This window comes from Halorubrum sp. Ib24 (assembly GCF_002252745.1).
In the GTDB taxonomy this organism is placed as follows: domain Archaea; phylum Halobacteriota; class Halobacteria; order Halobacteriales; family Haloferacaceae; genus Halorubrum.
In genome coordinates this window covers 1-17,966 of sequence record NZ_NHOX01000042.1, presented here as the reverse complement: position 1 = coordinate 17,966, position 17,966 = coordinate 1, and the positions used below count along the sequence as shown (strand labels likewise).

Annotated in this window: 19 protein-coding genes; 9 read left to right on the top strand and 10 right to left on the bottom strand. The window is 71.0% G+C overall.

Going from position 1 to position 17,966, the window contains the following annotated elements:
• The first annotated feature begins 67 nt into the window (after positions 1-67).
• Positions 68-2,242: a glucan 1,4-alpha-glucosidase gene (locus tag DJ82_RS11995; protein WP_094581898.1), complete on the top strand. Its 2,175-nt coding sequence runs from the start codon at positions 68-70 to the stop codon at positions 2,240-2,242.
• Positions 2,243-2,579: 337 nt separating this feature from the next.
• Here DJ82_RS11995 and DJ82_RS11990 read toward each other — a convergent pair whose 3' ends face one another.
• From DJ82_RS11990 to DJ82_RS11975, 4 genes are all read right to left on the bottom strand, one after another.
• Positions 2,580-2,762, bottom strand: coding sequence for a hypothetical protein (locus DJ82_RS11990; protein ID WP_094523745.1), 183 nt, complete (start codon positions 2,760-2,762; stop codon positions 2,580-2,582).
• Between the two features lie 117 nt (positions 2,763-2,879).
• Entirely contained in the window at positions 2,880-3,698 is an 819-nt protein-coding gene (hisF, locus tag DJ82_RS11985) for an imidazole glycerol phosphate synthase subunit HisF (RefSeq protein ID WP_094581897.1), read from the bottom strand.
• Between the two features lie 98 nt (positions 3,699-3,796).
• On the bottom strand, positions 3,797-4,846 hold the full coding sequence (locus tag DJ82_RS11980) for a glycosyltransferase family 2 protein (RefSeq protein WP_094581896.1): 1,050 nt from the start codon (positions 4,844-4,846) through the stop codon (positions 3,797-3,799).
• Positions 4,847-4,929: 83 nt separating this feature from the next.
• A complete protein-coding gene (locus DJ82_RS11975; RefSeq protein WP_092921017.1) occupies positions 4,930-5,202 on the bottom strand; it encodes a helix-turn-helix domain-containing protein in 273 nt (90 codons plus the stop codon).
• A gap of 151 nt (positions 5,203-5,353) precedes the next feature.
• Between DJ82_RS11975 and DJ82_RS11970 the strand changes: the two genes are divergently transcribed.
• Together DJ82_RS11970 and DJ82_RS11965 are read left to right on the top strand one after the other, a co-directional pair.
• On the top strand, positions 5,354-5,746 hold the full coding sequence (locus DJ82_RS11970; RefSeq protein WP_094526577.1) for a pyridoxamine 5'-phosphate oxidase family protein: 393 nt from the start codon (positions 5,354-5,356) through the stop codon (positions 5,744-5,746).
• Between the two features lie 110 nt (positions 5,747-5,856).
• Complete coding sequence (locus DJ82_RS11965; protein WP_094581895.1) at positions 5,857-6,582, top strand: class I SAM-dependent methyltransferase; 726 nt, start codon at positions 5,857-5,859, stop codon at positions 6,580-6,582.
• A 128-nt stretch (positions 6,583-6,710) separates the two neighbouring features.
• Here DJ82_RS11965 and DJ82_RS11960 read toward each other — a convergent pair whose 3' ends face one another.
• Positions 6,711-7,088, bottom strand: coding sequence for a hypothetical protein (locus DJ82_RS11960; protein ID WP_094526579.1), 378 nt, complete (start codon positions 7,086-7,088; stop codon positions 6,711-6,713).
• Between the two features lie 247 nt (positions 7,089-7,335).
• Between DJ82_RS11960 and DJ82_RS11955 the strand changes: the two genes are divergently transcribed.
• Together DJ82_RS11955 and DJ82_RS11950 are read left to right on the top strand one after the other, a co-directional pair.
• On the top strand, positions 7,336-8,112 hold the full coding sequence (locus DJ82_RS11955) for a bacteriorhodopsin (RefSeq protein WP_094526580.1): 777 nt from the start codon (positions 7,336-7,338) through the stop codon (positions 8,110-8,112).
• A 51-nt stretch (positions 8,113-8,163) separates the two neighbouring features.
• The gene (locus tag DJ82_RS11950; RefSeq protein ID WP_094526581.1) at positions 8,164-8,388 is read left to right on the top strand and encodes a hypothetical protein; all 225 of its coding nucleotides are present in this window, start codon (positions 8,164-8,166) and stop codon (positions 8,386-8,388) included.
• 1 nt (position 8,389) lies between these two features.
• On the opposite strand, the gene DJ82_RS11945 is transcribed toward DJ82_RS11950, so the two are convergent.
• The 3 genes from DJ82_RS11945 to DJ82_RS11935 form a co-directional block, all read right to left on the bottom strand.
• On the bottom strand, positions 8,390-10,225 hold the full coding sequence (locus DJ82_RS11945; protein ID WP_241881508.1) for an AAA family ATPase: 1,836 nt from the start codon (positions 10,223-10,225) through the stop codon (positions 8,390-8,392).
• A 438-nt stretch (positions 10,226-10,663) separates the two neighbouring features.
• Positions 10,664-11,080 (bottom strand): TRAM domain-containing protein, encoded by a 417-nt coding sequence (locus DJ82_RS11940; protein ID WP_094526583.1) that lies wholly within the window; start codon positions 11,078-11,080, stop codon positions 10,664-10,666.
• Positions 11,081-11,179: 99 nt separating this feature from the next.
• Complete coding sequence (locus tag DJ82_RS11935) at positions 11,180-11,830, bottom strand: helix-turn-helix domain-containing protein (protein WP_094558765.1); 651 nt, start codon at positions 11,828-11,830, stop codon at positions 11,180-11,182.
• Positions 11,831-11,923: 93 nt separating this feature from the next.
• On the opposite strand from DJ82_RS11935, the gene DJ82_RS11930 reads away from it, so the two are divergent.
• The 3 genes from DJ82_RS11930 to DJ82_RS11920 all read left to right on the top strand — a co-directional run bounded on the left by DJ82_RS11930 (position 11,924) and on the right by DJ82_RS11920 (position 15,681).
• Positions 11,924-13,498, top strand: a complete 1,575-nt coding sequence (locus DJ82_RS11930; RefSeq protein ID WP_094581894.1) for a cytochrome P450 — start codon at positions 11,924-11,926, stop codon at positions 13,496-13,498.
• A gap of 48 nt (positions 13,499-13,546) precedes the next feature.
• Positions 13,547-14,641, top strand: coding sequence for a polymer-forming cytoskeletal protein (locus tag DJ82_RS11925; protein WP_094581893.1), 1,095 nt, complete (start codon positions 13,547-13,549; stop codon positions 14,639-14,641).
• 134 nt (positions 14,642-14,775) lie between these two features.
• A complete protein-coding gene (locus DJ82_RS11920) occupies positions 14,776-15,681 on the top strand; it encodes a dihydrodipicolinate synthase family protein (protein WP_094581892.1) in 906 nt (301 codons plus the stop codon).
• Between the two features lie 28 nt (positions 15,682-15,709).
• Here the strand turns inward: DJ82_RS11920 and DJ82_RS11915 are convergent, their stop codons facing one another.
• Positions 15,710-16,501 (bottom strand): YkgJ family cysteine cluster protein, encoded by a 792-nt coding sequence (locus tag DJ82_RS11915; RefSeq protein WP_094581891.1) that lies wholly within the window; start codon positions 16,499-16,501, stop codon positions 15,710-15,712.
• 190 nt (positions 16,502-16,691) lie between these two features.
• Here DJ82_RS11915 and DJ82_RS11910 point away from each other — a divergent pair, with 190 nt between their 5' ends.
• The gene (locus DJ82_RS11910; protein ID WP_094558770.1) at positions 16,692-17,138 is read left to right on the top strand and encodes a DUF5788 family protein; all 447 of its coding nucleotides are present in this window, start codon (positions 16,692-16,694) and stop codon (positions 17,136-17,138) included.
• A gap of 38 nt (positions 17,139-17,176) precedes the next feature.
• On the opposite strand, the gene DJ82_RS11905 is transcribed toward DJ82_RS11910, so the two are convergent.
• Positions 17,177-17,647: a Rieske 2Fe-2S domain-containing protein gene (locus DJ82_RS11905; protein ID WP_094526590.1), complete on the bottom strand. Its 471-nt coding sequence runs from the start codon at positions 17,645-17,647 to the stop codon at positions 17,177-17,179.
• Between the last annotated feature and the right edge of the window lie 319 nt (positions 17,648-17,966).

Genomic DNA, 17,966 nt, shown 5'->3' with positions numbered 1-17,966 from the left:
GTTTCTCGAACATATGAATAATAATTACACCAAAACTTCATACGCGGAGGGGGCGTTTACCCGCGTAATGCAACTCCGCGACGCGCTCGACGTCTACAAGCGCAACACCGGACACGCCACCCGGTTTCCCGGCGAACGGCGGACCGTCACCGGACGGTTCACCGGCGGCGAGGGGCGGCTGGTCCACGTCGACGAGGACGGGGAGCTCCGCGATTTCGGCTACCCGCTGACGGGACGGACCGGGCTGGTCCGCTCGCGGATCGGTCTCGCGATCGGCGACGAGATCGTCTGGCTCGACGAGACGCCCACCGAACAGCGGTACGTCGGTGACGCGACCCTGATCGAGACCGTCCACGAGGCGGACGCCGCCACCGTGACCCGCCGCGACGTCACGATCGGCGACGCGCACCTCACGCGCGCGACGGTCGACGTCGGCGAGGACGGGCACGCGAACGTCGACCCCGACGCCCTCTCGCTCGTCGTCTACGCCCGGTTCGCTCCCGACGGCCGCGACGACCGCGTCGGCCAGCTCCGGTACGACGACGCGGTCGAGGTGTACCACGCCGACGAGCACGACTTCCTCGCGAGCGACACGGGGTTCCGCGACCTCCGCGGCCAGCTCCCGGCGACGTTCCCGGAGCTCCTCGAAGACGCGCCGACCGACCTCCCCCGCGACCGCGACGGCGACCGCTACGAGGAGGAGCGGCTCTCCGGCGAGGTGATCGCCGAGGCCCCCTTCGAGGGCGGCGTCGCCGCCGTCGCGTCGCTCCTGACCGACCGCGCGGAGACGACGCGAGAGGCGGCCCGCGCCCGGATCGACGAGCTGTTCGCCGACCTCGACTCGGCCGACGCCCTCGCCGCGGCCGCGGACGAGACGACGCCCTCCGTCCCCGCGTCGGCGCCGGCCCGCGAGTCGCTCGTCGCCGACCTCCGCGTGCTCTCGCTGCTCTCTGCCGACTCCGGGCTCCGGATCGCCGGTCCCGACTTCGACCCGTTCTACGCGACCTCCGGGGGCTACGGCTACACGTGGTTCCGCGACGACGCGGAGATCTCGACGTTCCTGCTCGGCGCCGACGACCGGCTCGGGCTCGGGCTCGACGACTGGCACGCCCGCTCGGCCGCGATGTACGTCGCCACCCAGCGCCCGGACGGCTCGTGGCCCCACCGCGTCTGGCCGCGGAACGGCTCCCTCGCGCCCGGGTGGGCGAACGCCCGGATCGAGGACGGCCCCGACGTCGACTACCAGGCCGACCAGACCGGCAGCGTGATCGCGTACCTCGCGCAGGCGCGAGAGAGCGGTGTGGCCGTCCCCGACCTCGACGCGACCCTCGTCGCCGCGCTCGCCGGCCTCGACGAGACGCTCGAGGACGACGGTCGACCCGTCGTCTGTCAGAACGCGTGGGAGGACAGCGCCGGGCGGTTCGCCCACACCGCGGCGACGTTCCTGGAGGCGTACAGCGAGTTGGCGCTCCACGGCGACGGGCTCGACGCCGACGCGCTCGGCGCCGACTCGGACGCCGCCGGTACCCCCGACGGCGACGCGGGGGCGTCCGGTGGCGACCTCGACCCCGCCGCCCTCCCCGACGACCTCGCCGGCCACGCCAGGGGGCAGGCGATTCGCGTGTACGAGGCGCTCGACGACCTCTGGGTCCCCGAGCGCGGCTGTTACGCGCTCCGCGAGACGCCCGAGGGGGCGATCGACGACCGGCTCGACTCCTCGACGCTGTCGCTGGCGAGCGCGCACCGGTCGTTCGACGCGCTCGGGGGGGCCGACGGCAGCGACGGGGCGGCCGGCGCCGTCGACGAGGAGCGGCTCGACCGGCTCGTCTCGCACGTTGAGACCGTCGTCGACGGGCTCGCGCACGAGAGCGACGAGATCGCCGGACTGATCCGGTACGAGGGCGACGCGTGGCGGCAGGCCGGCCAGCTCTCGGAGAAGGTGTGGACCGTCTCGACGGCGTGGGGCGCGAACGCCTGCGCGGAGCTCGCGGCCCTGCTCGAAGCGCACGAGGACCCGCGGGCCGACCGGATGGCCGAGCGCGCCCGCGATCTCCTCGCGCGCGTCTCGCCCGGCGGCTCGCTGTGCGAGTCGACCAGTTACCTCCCCGAGCAGTTCTTCGACGACGGGACGCCGGACAGCGCGACCCCGCTCGGCTGGCCGCACGCCATCCGACTGGCGACCGTCGCGCTGCTCGACGACCGCGACCTGCTGACGACCGACGCCGTCGCGGCCGACGACTGACCGGGGCGGTCGACGGCGCGAACCGATCGGGGGCGGTCGGCGGTGCAAGCCAGGAGCGCCCGCGAGACGACCCGGCCCGAACCGCGTCAGGGCCTCACGTCGCGTCCGCGAGCGCGGCACCGCCGATCTGCTGGACGACGTAGTAGACGATTATCGAGACGGTGACCAGCGGGTCGGCGAACGGCAGCGAGATCGGCAGCGCGATTCCGAGGTTCTGCAGGTTCGCGGTAAAAAAGGGGGAGATCGACCGGTCTCGCCCGATGCCGAACGCGCGTCGACAGCACGCCGTGAGCGCCGCACCGACGCCGACGAGGAGGCCGGCGCCGGTCCGGATCCTCTACCGCCACTCGTCGCGCGGCACGCAGTCCGCCTCTCGGACCGTGATCCACCTGGTCGTCCGCTCGTCGGGATCGCGGTCGCGTTCGAAGAACGTCACCTCCCCGTCTCCAGAGCCGTCGTCGGTCCGTCGGCAGACGAGCTCCGGGCGCTCGGCACGGACACGCGTCGATGACGTGGACATACGTCACGATTCGCTCGGCATCGCATAATAACTGTTGATTTCGATCACAACTATTGGAAATCACGACAGTTGTGAATGGTAATTATTCTGTTCCGAGTAAGAACGACGGCCGTTCGGCTACAACCGGACGGGAACGCCGCGCTCGTCGAGGTACTCCTTCGTCTCCTCGATGGAGTAGTCGCCGAAGTGGAAGATGGAGGCCGCGAGCCCCGCGTCGGCGTTCGCCTCGGTGAACACCTCGTACATGTCCTCTGGACCGCCGCAGCCGGAGGAGGCGATGACCGGGGTGGAAACGGCGTCGCAGACGGCCGTCATCAGCGGGACGTCGTAGCCGTCCTTCGTCCCGTCCATGTCGATGGAGTTGACGAACAGCTCGCCGGCGCCGCGCTCCTCGGCCTCTTTCGCCCACGAGACGGCGTCGATCCCGGTGCCCTCGCGGCCGCCCTTCTTCGTGCACTCGAACCACACCGTCTCGCCGTCGTCGTCCTCGTAGAAGTGCTCGCCGGCGTCGTCGCGTCGGCGGCGCGCGTCGACCGAGATGACGATACACTGACTGCCGAATGCCGCGGCGCCCTCCTCGATGAGCTCGGGGCGTTCGAGCGCGCCCGTCGTGATAGACACCTTGTCCGCGCCCGCGCGCAGCGTCTCTTTGATGTCCGCCTTCGTGCGGATCCCGCCGCCGACCGTGAGCGGGATGAAACACTCGTCGGCGACCGCGTTCACCACGTCGAGCATCGTCTCGCGGCCCTCCGCGCTCGCGGTGATGTCGAGGAAGACGAACTCGTCGGCGCCGGCGGCGTTGTACTTCTTCGCCAACTCGACCGGATCGCCGGTGTACTCCAAGTTCTCGAAGTTGACGCCCGTGTACACCGCCGCGTCCCCGTCGTCGTCGAGGTCGACGTCGATACAGGGGATGATCCGCTTCGTGAGTCCCATTCGTTACCGGCCGTAGACGACGGCGGAGGTTAAAAGGCGCGGGGACGGCCGGAATCGGCCGTCTGCCGTCCGCCGTCCGCCGCCCCTCCACCCGCCCGTCACTCCTCTCGCTCTCGCCGGTCGTACTTCGCCACGGCGCGGTCGGCGCGCTCCGAGATGCCGTTCGGGTTTCGGGCCGGGCTCCGGTCGCGGCCCCGGGCGACGAGCCCGTCCGAACCCCCGCTGGCGAGGCCGACGAGCACGTCGCGTCCGTTCGCGGCCCACCGGGAGGGCGTCGACTCGCCGCGGACCACGTCGGCGGCCGCGTCGACCGCGTCCGTCGCGGCGTGCGACCCGACCCGCGCCATCACCGTCGGCCGGACGCCGTAGTTTTTCAGGAGCCGGTACGCGAGCGCCCGGTACTTCCATCCCCACTCGTGGGCGCTGCGACCCCCGTCGGCCGCGGTCGGACTCGGCAGCTCCTTGGTCACGCCGAGCGCCTCGCGCCACGCGATCTCGTGGCCCATCCGGGCCAGCCGGTGGGCCGCGTCGCGCGCGCCGCCGGTCCGGAGGTACTCGTCGAAGCCGTCGATGTCCCGGAGCGTCTCCCGCCGGAAGGCGACGTTCCCGCCCGCGAAGTAGGTCACGTCGCGGCCCGCGATCGTCCGGCGCTCGGGCCCCACGGGGGGTTCGTCCGCGGCGTCGTCCCCGCTTCCGTCGCCGGTCTCCTCGTCGGCGCTAACCCGCTCTCCGTCGGCGCTAACCCGCTCTCCGTCGGCGCTAACCCGCTCTCCGTCGGCGCCGGCCTCTGGCCGTCGGGACGGCTCCGCCGGCGTCACCGGTCCCGTCACCGCGGCGGCGTCGGCGAGGCCGGCTCGGACGGCGCCGGGCCACTCCTCACCGATCCGGTTGTCGAAGTCGACCAGCGCCACCGCGTCGCCGGTCGCGACCTCGATCCCCGCGTTGCGCGCGACGTTGACGGTTCGGTCCGAGATCTCCACGAGCACGTCGACGTCGTCGCGGTCGCGCACCATCCCGGTCGTCCCGTCCGCGGAGGGGCCGTTGGCGACGATTACCTCCGCCTCGGGGGCGTGCGTCGCCAGCGCGTCGAGGCAGGCGCCCAGCCGGTCCCGCCCGTTGAGCGTCGGTACGACGACCGAGAGGTCCATACGGTCAGGTATCGGGACGAGGGATTAAAAAGAACTCCGTGCGAAGTCGACGGTCGACTCGCTCCGCCCGTCGCGCGGCGGCCTCAGACAGTCAGGTAGTAGACCTGCTTGCGCGCGTCCTTGAAGCTGTAGCGGGAGTCGACGAGCCCCTCCTCCTCCAAGCGGTTGAGCGCGTAGCGGACGGTCCGGTCGGGCAGAAGCGACTCCTCGGCAAGCCCGCCCTGCGAGAGCGGCGAGTCGCCCTCCAGTACCTTCGCGACGAGCTTGGCGCTAGGGGGTAGTTCGCGCAGGCGATCGCGGTACTCGCTCTCGGACAGGCGGTCTTGGTCGGCGGTCTCCGCTGGACTGGTACTCATGCTATATCTGAATCCTTTGCCTATTGGTAAAGGTTAGCTACATATTGGGGAATCCGATTGGGATAATATAATGTGTTAATATCACGTCTCAGGCGAGCGATTATCCTGATCGATCGGGGTATTTTCCCCGCTTCCCGCCGTACGCGTCTCCGTGATTCCCGAGTCTCACGTCGACATCTTCGAGCGCGAGTCGTACGCCCACCTCGCGACGGTGACTCCCGACGGATTCCCGCACGTCACGCCGGTGTGGGTCGACCACGAGGACCGCGAGTACGTCCTCGTGAACACGGCCCGCGGGCGGCGGAAGGAGCGGAACGTCAGGCGAAACCCGAAGGTCGGAGTCAGCGTGCTCGATCCGGACGACCCGTACCGCTACGTCTCGGTCCGCGGCGAGGCGGAGCTGACCGAGGAGGGAGCGAAAGAACACATCGACGAGCTCGCCCGGCGGTACTTCGACGTCGACGAGTACCCCCACCACGGTGAGGAGTCGGGGCCGCGGGTGATACTCAAGATCTCGGCCGACGCCGTCTCGACGAGCGGATAGCGGCCGATCGGAGCCGGCGAGCGCCGACCCCGCCGCGACCGGCGGATGCCGACGCCGTCCCCGACCGCATCCAGTACGGTTTTGTCGGTCGGGCGTGCAGTACTGACAACGTGAAGGGACAGGACTGGTACCAGGCCGACGAGGTCGCGGAGGAGTACGAGGACGTCCGGTTCTCTGGCGGCGGGGAGCTCATCGACCGACGCGAGAAGGAGGCCGTCCTCTCGGCGCTCGGGCCGATCGAGGATGGGCACCGCGTGCTGGAGGTCGCCTGCGGCACCGGTCGGTTCACGACGATGATCGCCGACCGGGGCGCCGACATCGTCGGGATAGACATCTCCCGGGAGATGCTCGAACAGGGCCGCGAGAAGGCGGTCGAGGGGGGACTGTCGGACACCGTGGAGTTCGTTCGCGGCGACGCCTCGCGGCTCCCGTTTCCGGACGACCACTTCGACACGGTGGTCGCGATGCGCTTCTTCCACCTGATGGACGACCCGGTTCCGTTCGCCCGCGAGCTACGCCGCGTCAGCGCCGATCAGGTGTTCTTCGACACGTTCAACCGTCGTAGCCTCCGGACGCTGTACACCTGGCTGCTCCCGATGGGCTCCCGGCTCTACTCCGAGCGACAGGTCGTCGATATGCTCCGCGCGGCGGGCCTCACGCTCGCCGGCGAGGAGCACGACTTCGTGCTGCCGTACGGCTTCTACCGCGAGCTTCCCGGCCCCGTCGCGAGGCCCTTCCGGGTCGTCGACGAGCTCGTCGGCAACACGATCCCGGGCGACTACGTGGCGTCCGTCTCCTACTGGGACGCCCGCGTCTCGGCTGACGGGGACGACTGAGTCGCGTCTCTGCCGACGGGGACGACTGAGTCGCCTCTCTGCCGACGGGGACGACTGAGTCGCCTCTCGGCACCGCCTCGCTTGAACGAGTCGCCCGTGCCCGCGGGCGCGAAACCGGACTGCGCGGCTCAGTACGTGTGGATGACTTCGCCGCACCGCAGGCACTCGATCGTGTCGCTCCGGAACAGCCGCTCCTTCTTCTCCGTCGGCCCGTTACACTCCGGACAGACGCCGAGGTTCCGCCCGTCCGCGACGCGGGCGGACAGATCGAGGAACCGATCCTCCAGCGTCTCGATCTGTTCGGACTGCGCTTCGACCACGGACTCGAGCTCCTCGATCGTCTCTTCCCGTTCCTCCAGCGCGGACGAGAGCTCCTCCACGCGGTCCTCGTACGTGTCGAGCGCCTCCACGTCGATGGCCGTCGTCTCCGCCTCCGTCTCGCGCTCCGTCGTTTCATCGGTCTCGTCCGTCGTTTCGGTCTCCGTCTCGGCCTCGTCGTTCGCCATACGGGTAGTACGGTCGCCAGACTGGTTTCATTTTGGGTCACTAGTAAGGTCCGTCCCGCCGGCGCCGGCGGACAACCCGCCGAGACCGCCGACGCTCGCGGCGCCGAATCCGGGAAACCCCGCCTGATCGGTGTTTCTTTCTAATTCAAAATAGTAATATATATTCTCGCTCAGACCCGGCCGGAGCGCGTACCTTACTATGCTGTGTCGAAGTTGATTGTTTTATGGGTGATACGTGTAGTTGCGTATGGATCCGACAGTACTTCAAGCAGGGTTCGACCTCCTCGGCGATGGTCGGCCCGAAACGCTGTGGCTGGGTATCGGGACGATATTTATGCTCCTCGGGACGTTCTACTTCATCGCGAAAGGCTGGGGAGTCACGAACAAAGAGGCGCGTGAGTACTACGCGATCACGATCCTCGTGCCGGGGATCGCGTCGGCGGCGTACCTGTCGATGTTCTTCGGTATCGGGTTGACCGAGGTCGAAGTCGTCGGCCGGGGGACGCTCGACATCTACTACGCGCGGTACGCTGACTGGCTGTTCACCACGCCGCTGCTGTTGCTCGACCTCGCGCTCCTCGCGAAGGTCGACCGCGTGACGATCGGGACGCTCATCGGCGTCGACGCGCTGATGATCGTCACCGGCCTCGTCGGTGCTCTCTCACAGACGATGCTTGCGCGGTACTCGTTCTGGCTCATCAGCACGATCGCGATGATCTTCGTGCTGTACTACCTCGCCACGAGCCTCCGCAGCGCGGCGAAGGCGCGCTCGGCTGAGGTGGAGAGCACGTTCAACACGTTGACCGTGTTGACGTTGGTCCTTTGGACCGCGTACCCGATCCTGTGGCTCGTCGGAACCGAAGGGGCCGGCATCGTGGGTCTCGGCGTCGAGACGCTCGGCTTCATGATCCTCGACGTGAGCGCGAAGGTCGGCTTCGGGCTCATCCTCCTGCGCAGTCGCGCCATCATGGGCGACACCGAAGCGCCGGAGCCGTCGGCCGGAGAGCCGTCTGCCGCCGATTAAGGCCGTATCGACCGGTAACTACCCGACTCGCTGTGAGTCTTTTTATCACTAATGTCAGACGACATCGATGAATCGGTTGCCGTATTGAACGTTCGATCAGTCGTCGGTATCGTCGTCTGCTTCGTCGTCGCCGCCGGCGCGTTGTTCGCGTTGCCGACGCTCCAGAACCAGGGGTTGGAGTTCTCCACGGCGTTCTGGCTGATCTCCGCGGTGGAGTTAGTCACGGCACTCGGGATCGCCTACTTCGTCCTCAACTTACACGAGGAACGGGCGTAACTCACCGCTGGAACGCGCCGTCCCGATCGGGAGCGTCCCCCACCGACGGCGTCGTTTCGGCCAACGCACGTTCGAAGTGATCCGCGTCGACGGTGAGATCCCCGTTTCTCCCGTCGTCGGTGATCGTGTCCTCGATGGCGAGCATCGCGGCCTCGCGGACCAGCGCGGCGAGGTCGCCGCCGCTGTACCCCGCCGTCCGCTCCGCCAGCGCGTCGAAGTCGACCATCTCGGCCGTCGGGGTGTCACGGGCGTGGATCCGGAGGATCTCCCGCCGCGCCGGCTCGTCGGGAAGCGGCGTCTCGACGGTCTTCTCGATCCGGCCGGGGCGCAACAGCGCCTCGTCTATCATGTCCGGCCGGTTCGTCGCCGCGACGAAGACGACGTCCGTCAGCGGTTCCAGCCCGTCCAGTTCGGTCAACAGCTGGGACACCACGCGCTCGCCGGCGCCGGTGTCGTCGCTCCGTCGCTTCGGGGAGATCGCGTCGACCTCGTCGAAGAAGACGACCGCCGGCGCGTTCTCCCGAGCCGTGGCGAACAGGTCCCTGACGGCCTGCTCGCTGGCCCCGACGTATCGGTCCAACAGCTCCGGCCCGTTCACCGAGATGAAGTTCGCGTCGCTGAGGCTGGCCGCGGCCCGCGCGAGGAGCGTCTTCCCGGTCCCCGGCGGGCCGTACAACAACACGCCCGACGGCGGCTCGATACCGGCTCGCTCGAAGCGGTCGGCGTACTCGAGCGGCCAGTAGACCGCCCGCACGATCTCGCGTTTGGCCGCCTCGAGCCCGCCGACGTCGTCCCACGCGACCGAGGGAAACTCGACCGCGACATCCCGAAGCCCGCTGGGCTCGACCACGTCCATCGCGTGGTCGACGTCGGACTGGCGGACCGCGGTTCGGCCGTCCCGGCGGATCGCCCGCTCCAGCGCCACGTCGACCAGCACCGTCACGTCGGCGAGGACGAACCCGTTGATCCGGGTCGCCGTCTCCGCGAAGTCGACGTCCATCGCGAGCGGCACGTCCCGCGCGACGCTCTCTAAGGCCTCCCGTCGGTCCGCGACGCTCAGCGGCGCGAGGTCGACCTCGCGGTCGAACCGCCCGCCGCGTCGCAGCGCCTCCGGGACGCGCTCGGCGTCAGTGGTCACCCCGATCGCGACCGTCCCGTCCGCGGCCCGCAGTTCGTCGAGCGTCTCGCGGAGGCGGTCGCCGAGCGTCGCGGCGGCGCCGTCGTCGCCGAGGACCTCGAGGTCGTCTAAGAGCACCACCGCTCGGTCGGCGTCGCTCGCGGCCTCGACGACGCGGTCGAGGCGACGCTCGCGGTCGCCCGCGCCCTCGCCGCGGAGCCGCGCGGCAGAGGCCCTGACGAGGGTCGCGTCGACCGCGGCCGCGACCGCCTCGACGAGCGTCGTCTTCCCGGCGCCCCGCGGCCCGCGGAGGAGGAGCCCGAGCGTCGTCGGCCGGCCGGCCGCCGCGAACGACTCCCGCCCGTCGAGTCGGGTCGCGGCGGCCTCGCGGAGCTCCCGGAACGTCTCGGCGGGCACGACGCTGTCGGTCGCGGACACCGAGGGCTCGCTGACGACCGCCGCCGTCCCCTCGCCCGTCTCGACCTCGATCTCGGTCTCCTCGCTCGCGATCCCGGGCGAGGACGGCGCCACGTCCTCGACGACGAACGTCAGGTTCAGCGCGCCGCCCAGCAGCGTCGCCTCCACCTCGTCGTCGACCGAGACGGCCGTCCCGTCGAGGCGCCGCCGGAGGGCGGCCCCCGCGCGGGTGAGGTCCATCCGCTCGTCGAGGCGGAGAGTGACCGCGGACGCCGCGACGGCGTCGACCGGCTCGACCGTCACCGTGTCGCCGACCTCGGCGCCCGCGTTCCGGCGGATCGACCCGGGGAGACAGCCCCCGCCGGGGTCGCCGTCGACGCGCGCCCGCGACGGCGACCGTCGTCCGACCGCCCCGAACGCTCACGGGGTCGCCGGGCTCGACGCCCAGCTCAGTCAACACGGTGGCAGAGAAGCCGGCGCGGCGGTCCCCGACAGACTCGGGGGCGTCCGCGACCGGCAGTCGAACGCTCATGTGCGGCATGGTCGTCGAGGGGTCCGCTCGTCGTCGGCGCTCGTCGACTCCATGTTTCGAGGTAAACGCGGGTCGCACATAGAAGCCACGACGGTTCAGGATAGAAGCCACGACGGTCCGGACCCCGTCCCGGCTCGAATTATGCCCGCTCGGTCCGGGTTCGGTCCGGGTTCGATTCGCGCTCGGTTCGCGCTCGGTTCGCGTCGCCGCTACGCGGCCTCCTCGACGACCTCGCCGACAGCGAAGTTGGACTTGACCTCCGTGATCTCGATCTTCACGCGCTCGCCGACCTCCGTGTCGGGAACGATGATCACGTAGCCGCGCTCGACCCGGGCGATGCCGTCGCCCTGCTTGCCGAGGTCCTCGATCTCGACGTACCGCATCTCGCCCGGTTCGACCGGGGGTTGAGGCCCGTCGTCGGCACGGGACGCGGAGACGTCGGCGCCGCCGTCGGTCTCGTCGCCCGTCTCGGCCTCCGAGCGGGAAATAAGCGCGACCCGATACGTCTCGCCCGGTTCCAGCGACCCGGTCTCGATCTCGCGGCGCGGGACGTCGACGACGTACTGGCCGTCCGCCTCGCGCACGTCGGCGCTGAACAGACAGAGGAGCTTCTCTGAGATCTCCATAGTAGACTCCACCCGTACGTGGCGACGGACCAGTATAGTTGTACCGCCGATCCGGTAGACGCGGCGCCGACGCTCGCGGAGCGTCCCCATGGACTGGGATCAGCCGTCGAGGAGCGCCTCGACCAGCGCCGCCTCCGCCTTCCGGAGGTGCGCCCCCGCCGTCGACGAGGAGCAGCCGACCGCCTCGGCGACGTCGGCCACCGATCCCGTTCGCGGCACGTCGTAGTACCCGACGCGGCGCGCGGCGCGGAGGGCCTCCCGCTGGCGCTCCGTGAGTTCGACGCCGGCCAGCCGCCGACCGCCGCCGTACGAGCCGATCCGGTCGATATCGACGTCGATCGGGTCCGGAACGGTCGCGAGCACGTCCCGGAGCTGGTCGGGCGGGCCGATCACCCCGAACGACATGCGTCCCTCCGAGCGGTACACCACGGGCGGCACGGAGACGAAATCGGTGCCGGCGAACGCCCCGAGGAACGCCTCCAGCGGCCCGCCGAGTCGCTCGTACGCCTTGAGATAGAACGCGTCGTCGCCCGGGGCCGTCTCGAACCGGTCGATGGCGTCGATCGACCGCAGCCGGTCGAGGTACGGCTCGCGGGGAGCGACGACGCGGAACAGCGTGACGAAGGTCTCGTCCGGGAGCCGCCGCCACGTGAGCATCTCGGTCCGCCAGCCGTCGCCCTCGTCGAGGAACCCGTGCATCGGATGCCGGACCGACGGCGGGAACGTGATATCCACGTGCACGTATCGCATGGGAATCGTCCCGACGACCGACCGCCTATCAGTTAAAAATACCCGGACGCGTCCGTGCGAACCCTCAGCGCTTCGCGGCGCCGATCGATCCGTATGAGCGAGACGACCGACGGAGACGGAGTCACCGCTCCGCGCGACGCGCCGCGACCGCCGGACCCCGGCGGGATTCCGCTGTTCGGAAACGTCCACGAACTCGCGAGCGACGCGCTCGGGTTCTACGAACGGCGGTCGTCCGAGCACGGCGGGATCGTCCGCTACGACGTGTTCGGCACGGAGAGTTACCTCGTGACCGACCCCGACGCGATCGCGGCGATCCTCGTCGAGGAGCACGACCGGTTCGAGAAGGGCGAGATGCCCCGCGAGCGGCTCGGCGGGCTCCTCGGCGACGGGCTGTTCCTCGCCGAGGGAGACGCGTGGCGCGAGCAGCGAACGGCGATGCGGTCGGCGTTCTTCCGCGAGCGGGTGGCCGCGTACGGCGACGCGATGGTCGAGCACGCCCGCCGAACGGCGGCCTCGTGGGACGACGGCGACGTCGTCGACGTCCACGCCGCCGCGACCGACTACGCGTTCGCCGTCCTCGCCGAGAGCCTGCTCGGAAGCGACGTCGAGCGCGAGCGCGACACCGTCCGGGCGGCCGCCGAGAGCGTCACGGAGCGGTTCGACACGGGCCGGATCGCCTCCTTCCTCCCGGAGTGGATCCCGACCCCGACGAACCGGCGGTACCGGCGGCGAATCCGTGCGCTCCGGGCGACGATCCGCGACCTCGTCGCCGAACGCCGCGCCGCCGGCCCGCCCGCGAACCCGGGCGCCGCGGACGACCTCCTCGGCACGCTGGTCGCGGCCGCCGAGCTCGGGGCCATCGACGACGACCAGCTCGTCGACAACGCGGTGACGTTCCTGTTCGCGGGCCACGAGACGAGCGCGCTCGGCCTGACGTACACGCTCTACTGCCTCGCCCGCCGGCCCGAGTTCCAAGCCCGGGTCCGCGCGGAGGTCTCGGCGCTCGACGCCGACCCGACGCCCGCGGACGTCCGGGAGTGTCCGGCGCTGACGGCGGCGGTGGACGAGGCGCTCCGGCTGTACCCGCCCGTCCACTCCTTCTTCCGCGAGCCGACCGAGCCGGTGACCCTCGGCGGCTACCGCGTTCCGGCCGGCGTCGTGCTGACGCTCTCGCCGTGGGCGGTTCACCGCGACGAGCGGTGGTGGGACGACCCAGAGACGTACCGGCCCGAGCGGTGGCTCCGGCAGACCGACGGCGACGAGGCCACCGGTGACGAGGCCGCCGGCGGCGGGAGTGACGGCGACGAGGGCGACGCCTCAGGGACCGCTCGCGGTGACGACGGCGCCGGCCCGGCGGTCGGCGACCGCCCCGAATACGCGTACTTCCCGTTCGGCGGCGGCCCGCGCCACTGTATCGGGATGCGGTTCGCGAGACAGGAACTCCGACTCGCGACCGCGACGCTGCTCCGCCGGCTGCGGCTCGAACCCGTGACGACGGAGCTGTCGCTGCGGGCGAGCGCGAACACGCGGCCGACGCATCCGGTCCGACTGCGCGTCAGCGCGCTCGACGGACCGGGCGCATCGGCCGGGCGCGGCGACGGACAGCGGGACGTCCGTCGCGGGACTCGGACCGGGCCCCGCCGGTCGCGGCTACCGACTGACTCTTGACACCACTCACCAGACAGATATATGTCACTGAAAAATAATTCATCCGCCATGGACCCGTCCTCCAACGCGTTTCGTCGTCGTATCGCCGTCGCTCTCGCCGTCGTCGCGCTCCTCTTCCCGCTCGCGACGGGGCTCGCGACGGCCCAGTCGGTGCAGGGAGCCTCCGGAACGATCGTCGTCGACGAGGGGGAGACGGTCGACGGGATCGACGGCGTCGCCGGGACGGTCGTGGTCCGCGGCACCGTCGACGGCGACCTCTCGGGAGCGGCCGGTTCGATCCGCGTCGCGGAGACCGGCCGCGTCGACGGGAACGTCCAGGCCGCCGCCGGGACGATCGTGGTCGACGGGACTGTCGGCGGGAACGTCGAGACTGGCGCCGGCTCGTTCGAGCTGACCGACACCGGTCGGATCGGCGGATCGCTCGACGTCGGTGCGGGCTCGATAACGGTCGACGGCGCGGTCGACGGCGACGTTCGCGCGGCCGCCGACTCGGTCGTGCTCGGCCCGAACGCGGACGTCGGCGGCGAGTTCCGGTACGACGCCGAGACGTTCACCGAGAGCCCGGACGCGACGGTCGCCGGCGGCGTCGTCGAGGACACGAGTCTCCGCGGCGACACCGGGGTCGCGTTCGGCTCCGACCTCGCGCCGTCGTGGGTCGGGTCCGCCTACGGCGTCGCCGTCAACCTCGCGCTGGGCGCCGTGCTCCTGCTCGCGTTCCCCCGCTTCTCGCGTGGCGTCGCCGACCGCGTCGGCGGCGACTCGCTCCGCAGCGGCGGCGTCGGCCTGGTCGCGCTGATCGGGACGCCGATCCTCCTCGTCCTCGTGGCGGTCACGGTCGTCGGGATCCCGCTGGCGCTCGTCGGGATCGCGGCGTACGTCGTCGCGATCTGGATCGGCTCCGTGTACGGTCGGTACGCCCTCGGGTCGTGGGTCCTCAACCGACTCGGCCGTCCGAACCGGTGGGTCGCCCTCCTCCTCGGCGTCCTCGGGATCGCCGCGATCGGCCTCGTTCCGTGGGTCGGCGGCCTCGTCGACCTCCTCGTGCTGCTGCTCGGACTCGGCGCGCTCGCGCTCGGACTGCGCGACCGGTACCGCGGCGCCCGCGGAGTCGCATCGGACCGCGGTCCCGTCGGCGCGGACTGACCGCGGCGCTCGGGATCGAGGTCCCGGCTCGACGCTACGGCGTCGCGAACCGCGACCCTGCCCCGTCGCGCTCGCTTCCGGCAACCGCCGTCGCGGCACCAAGACCTTTCTCGCACCCTTCCGAACCGGACTGCATGCCCGACATCGAGTTCCGACGCGGCGCCGTCTCGCCCCCGATCGTGACCCCGTTCGACGCCGACGGCGACGTCGACGCCGACGCGCTCGCGGGCCACGTCGGGGCCCTCGTCGACGCCGGGCTCGACGGGATGGTCCCCTGCGGGACCACCGGCGAGTTCGCCAGCCTCACCGACGCGGAGCGCCGGACGGTCGTCGAGACGACGGTCGAGGCGGCCGACGGTCGGGTCCCCGTGATCGCGGGCGCGGCGGACACGACCGTCTCGGGCGCCCTCGACCGGCTCCGGGCGGCCGACGCGGCCGGCGCGGACGCGGGGCTGGTCACGCTCCCGTACTACCACAACTCGACGGCGCCGGCGGGACAGCGGGCGTTCCTCGACGCGGTCGCCGACGAGACGCCCCTGCCGCTGTTCCTCTACGACATCCCGTCGACGGTCGGCGAGCCGATCGACCCCGACGTCCTCGCCGCCGTGGCCGAGCGCGAGTCGGTCGTCGGGCTGAAGGACACGAGCGGGGATATCTCCGCGATCGACGTCGCCGTCGCTCGAACCCCCGAGGAGTTCACCGTCTTTCAGGGCGTCGACGCCCTGCTGTACCCGAGCGCGTCGCTCGGCGTCGACGGCGGGATCCACGCGCTCTCGCAGGTGATCCCGGAGGCGTTCGTCGCGCTCGGCGAGGCGCTCCGCGCCGGCGACGACGACCGCGCGCTGGCGCTCCACCGCCGGGCGATCGCGCCGCTGTTCGACCGGTGCGGGGACCACGGGTTCGCGCCCGTCGCGAGGGTCGCGGCCGCGCACCGCGGGTTCATCCCGGACCCCCGCGTGCGCCCGCCGCTCACGCTCCCGGGCGAACCGGCGCGCGAGGAGATCGCCGCCGACGTCGACGCGGCGCTCGACGTCGTCTGAGGCTCCGCCCGCGACGGCGAGGGCTCGCTCAGTCCCCGTCGACCGGCGTCCCGTCGGCCTCCTTCGGTCCCTCCGAGTCGAAGACGACGACGTCGCCGTCGGCGCGCTCGGCGGCTTCCGGGTCGTAGCCGTCGCGAACGCCGATCGCCTCCGCTAACTCGCGGACCGCGCGCTCCTTGAGCGACGCGGCGAGGGCCTCGGCGTCCTCGCGGGAGATGTCGCGGCCGAGCCCCTCGCACTCGTGGGCGCGGACGACCCCCGCCTCGTCGACCGCCTCGCCCATCGGCTGGCTCGTCCCGTCGAGCGCGACGCTGAACGGGTACGTCCGACAGATGAGCGGCCTGTCGTCGTGGACCGCGCAGGCGCCCGTTCCGTCCGTCTCCTCGTAGAAGGTGCAGTCGCCGCAGTCGTCGGTCGCGAGCGCCCACTCGAACGTCTCGCCAGTCGGTTCGCCCTCGTCGCCCTCGGAGAGGCCGAACGGCATCGGGCGGGCCACGTCGCGCCAGTCGTACGACTCGCCGTAGCGCTCCTCGGCCGCGGCGGCGACCTCGCGGACCTCGTCCGGGAAAACGGTGGCCGTGTGGGGCTCGCGGTCTGCGGGGTCGGCGTCGCCGCCGTGACACCCGGCGTCGCTCTCGCCGCTCCCGTCGCTTTCGCCGACCCCCTCCCCGGCCGGCGCGCCGCCCGGTTCGTCGGGGGCGTAGCCGGTACAGCAGCCGCCGCAGCGCGTGCATTCGAAGCCGATCGCCTCGATGGCGTCGGCGAGGTCGTCGACGGCGAGCTCGCGGGCCCGCGAGAGCTCGGCTTCGAGCGGCTCCATGCGGACCGCTAGCGGCGCGGTCGGGTTAACGTCGTCCCTTCTCGCGGTGCGACGAGCGGCGTCCGGACGCGCGGTTCGCCGCCGCCGTCCGCTGTCCGCCGTCGCTCGCCGTCCGCTGCCCGCCGCCGCCCGCTGTCCGCCGCCGCCCGCGCCGAAGGAGCGAAGTGCGACCGCCGCCTACCGTACGGCCGTGAAGGAGTACGAACGGAAGGGGCTCCTCGAACGGGTGAACCGCGAGGCCGCGACGGTGGGCGCGGACATCCCCGAGGAGATCGAGGTCCAGGGGGAGCCGATCGAGCTGCGGTCGTTCGTCTTCGAGATCAAGCGGCGCGACTCGGTCCCCCCGGGCGAGCGCGACCGCGTCGAGCGCGCGAAGCGGAACCTCCGCCGGGAGCGGTTGGCGCGGCTCGAACCGATCGAGGAGAACGAGGTGAGCTACGAGCGCGGCGAGGAGCTCGCGGCGTCGATCATCGGGATCGACCGCGCGCTGGAGGCGTTAGAGGGGCTCGACGCCCCCGACCCGGAGACGGAGGAGCAGCGCCAGAAGGCCGCCGACCGCAAGCGCTGGATGAGCTTCCTGAAGAAGGCGCTCGGTCGGGACGACGCTGGCGGGGCGAGCGGTCGGACGCGGTTTTAAATCCGGAGGTGCTCCGATACGGACGTGATCCGCCCGTCTCAGTTCCCCGTGAAGTCGATCCGCGAGTCGCCGCTGTCGCCGTCGCGGCGCGAGTGGCCGAGCCTGACGAACTCGTAGGCGTCGTCGGCGAGGTAGACGCCGTCGCCGTCGACGGTCACGTCGACGCCCTCCAGCACGGCGCCCTCGCAGGGGCCGAAGTTGCAGTAGCCGCCGTCGGCCTCGAAGGTGGCGCCGTGCTTCTGACAGAACACCTCGCCGTTCCGCACGAAGGCCCCGTCGTCCTTGTCGATGCGCACGTCGGTCCAGTGCTGACAGTAGTTGCGGAACGCGCGCACCTCGCCGGTCGCCCGCGTGAGGATCGCCTCCGCCTCGGGGGCGCCGTCCTCTGACTCGCCCACGTCGCCCTCGCCGTCGTCGACACTCTCGGGGTCGACGGGCTGTAGCGTCACGAGCAGCGTGCTGTCCTCGGGAACCTCCTCGACGGCGGCGATTCGACGGTCCGCGTTCATAGGTGTTGGAAGGATAGGGCGGGTTTGAACGCTGTGATACCGGCGGGGATCAGACCGGACCCTCGGATATCGTCGACCGGATACCGGCGGAGAATCACCCCGAAGCCCCAGCCGCTCGCTTATAAATCGGTGACGCCGCGATGACCGCCTCCCAAGCCCCAGCCGCTCGGTCGTATGTGGTTGACAGCAGCTCATCGACGAACACAGCCAAAGCCCCAGCCGCGAGGGCGGCGTACGCTCGCTGCGCTCCTCACTCGGTCGCTCTCGCTCCCTCGTTGCGGTGCTTTCGTCGCCTACGTCGCCCTCGCGGCTGCCCCTT

Bases quoted from the DNA above. Each gene is read 5' to 3' on its own strand.
- DJ82_RS11960 (WP_094526579.1), bottom strand. From the start codon at position 7,088: ATGGCGAACGACGAGGCCGAGACGGAGACCGAAACGACGGACGAGACC.
- DJ82_RS11995 (WP_094581898.1), top strand. From the start codon at position 68: ATGCAACTCCGCGACGCGCTCGACGTCTACAAGCGCAACACCGGACAC.
- DJ82_RS11930 (WP_094581894.1), top strand. From the start codon at position 11,924: ATGAGCGAGACGACCGACGGAGACGGAGTCACCGCTCCGCGCGACGCG.
- DJ82_RS11925 (WP_094581893.1), top strand. From the start codon at position 13,547: ATGGACCCGTCCTCCAACGCGTTTCGTCGTCGTATCGCCGTCGCTCTC.
- DJ82_RS11920 (WP_094581892.1), top strand. From the start codon at position 14,776: ATGCCCGACATCGAGTTCCGACGCGGCGCCGTCTCGCCCCCGATCGTG.
- DJ82_RS11990 (WP_094523745.1), bottom strand. From the start codon at position 2,762: ATGTCCACGTCATCGACGCGTGTCCGTGCCGAGCGCCCGGAGCTCGTC.
- DJ82_RS11905 (WP_094526590.1), bottom strand. From the start codon at position 17,647: ATGAACGCGGACCGTCGAATCGCCGCCGTCGAGGAGGTTCCCGAGGAC.
- hisF (WP_094581897.1), bottom strand. From the start codon at position 3,698: ATGGGACTCACGAAGCGGATCATCCCCTGTATCGACGTCGACCTCGAC.
- DJ82_RS11915 (WP_094581891.1), bottom strand. From the start codon at position 16,501: ATGGAGCCGCTCGAAGCCGAGCTCTCGCGGGCCCGCGAGCTCGCCGTC.
- DJ82_RS11955 (WP_094526580.1), top strand. From the start codon at position 7,336: ATGGATCCGACAGTACTTCAAGCAGGGTTCGACCTCCTCGGCGATGGT.
- DJ82_RS11940 (WP_094526583.1), bottom strand. From the start codon at position 11,080: ATGGAGATCTCAGAGAAGCTCCTCTGTCTGTTCAGCGCCGACGTGCGC.
- DJ82_RS11975 (WP_092921017.1), bottom strand. From the start codon at position 5,202: ATGAGTACCAGTCCAGCGGAGACCGCCGACCAAGACCGCCTGTCCGAG.
- DJ82_RS11950 (WP_094526581.1), top strand. From the start codon at position 8,164: ATGTCAGACGACATCGATGAATCGGTTGCCGTATTGAACGTTCGATCA.
- DJ82_RS11980 (WP_094581896.1), bottom strand. From the start codon at position 4,846: ATGGACCTCTCGGTCGTCGTACCGACGCTCAACGGGCGGGACCGGCTG.
- DJ82_RS11935 (WP_094558765.1), bottom strand. From the start codon at position 11,830: ATGCGATACGTGCACGTGGATATCACGTTCCCGCCGTCGGTCCGGCAT.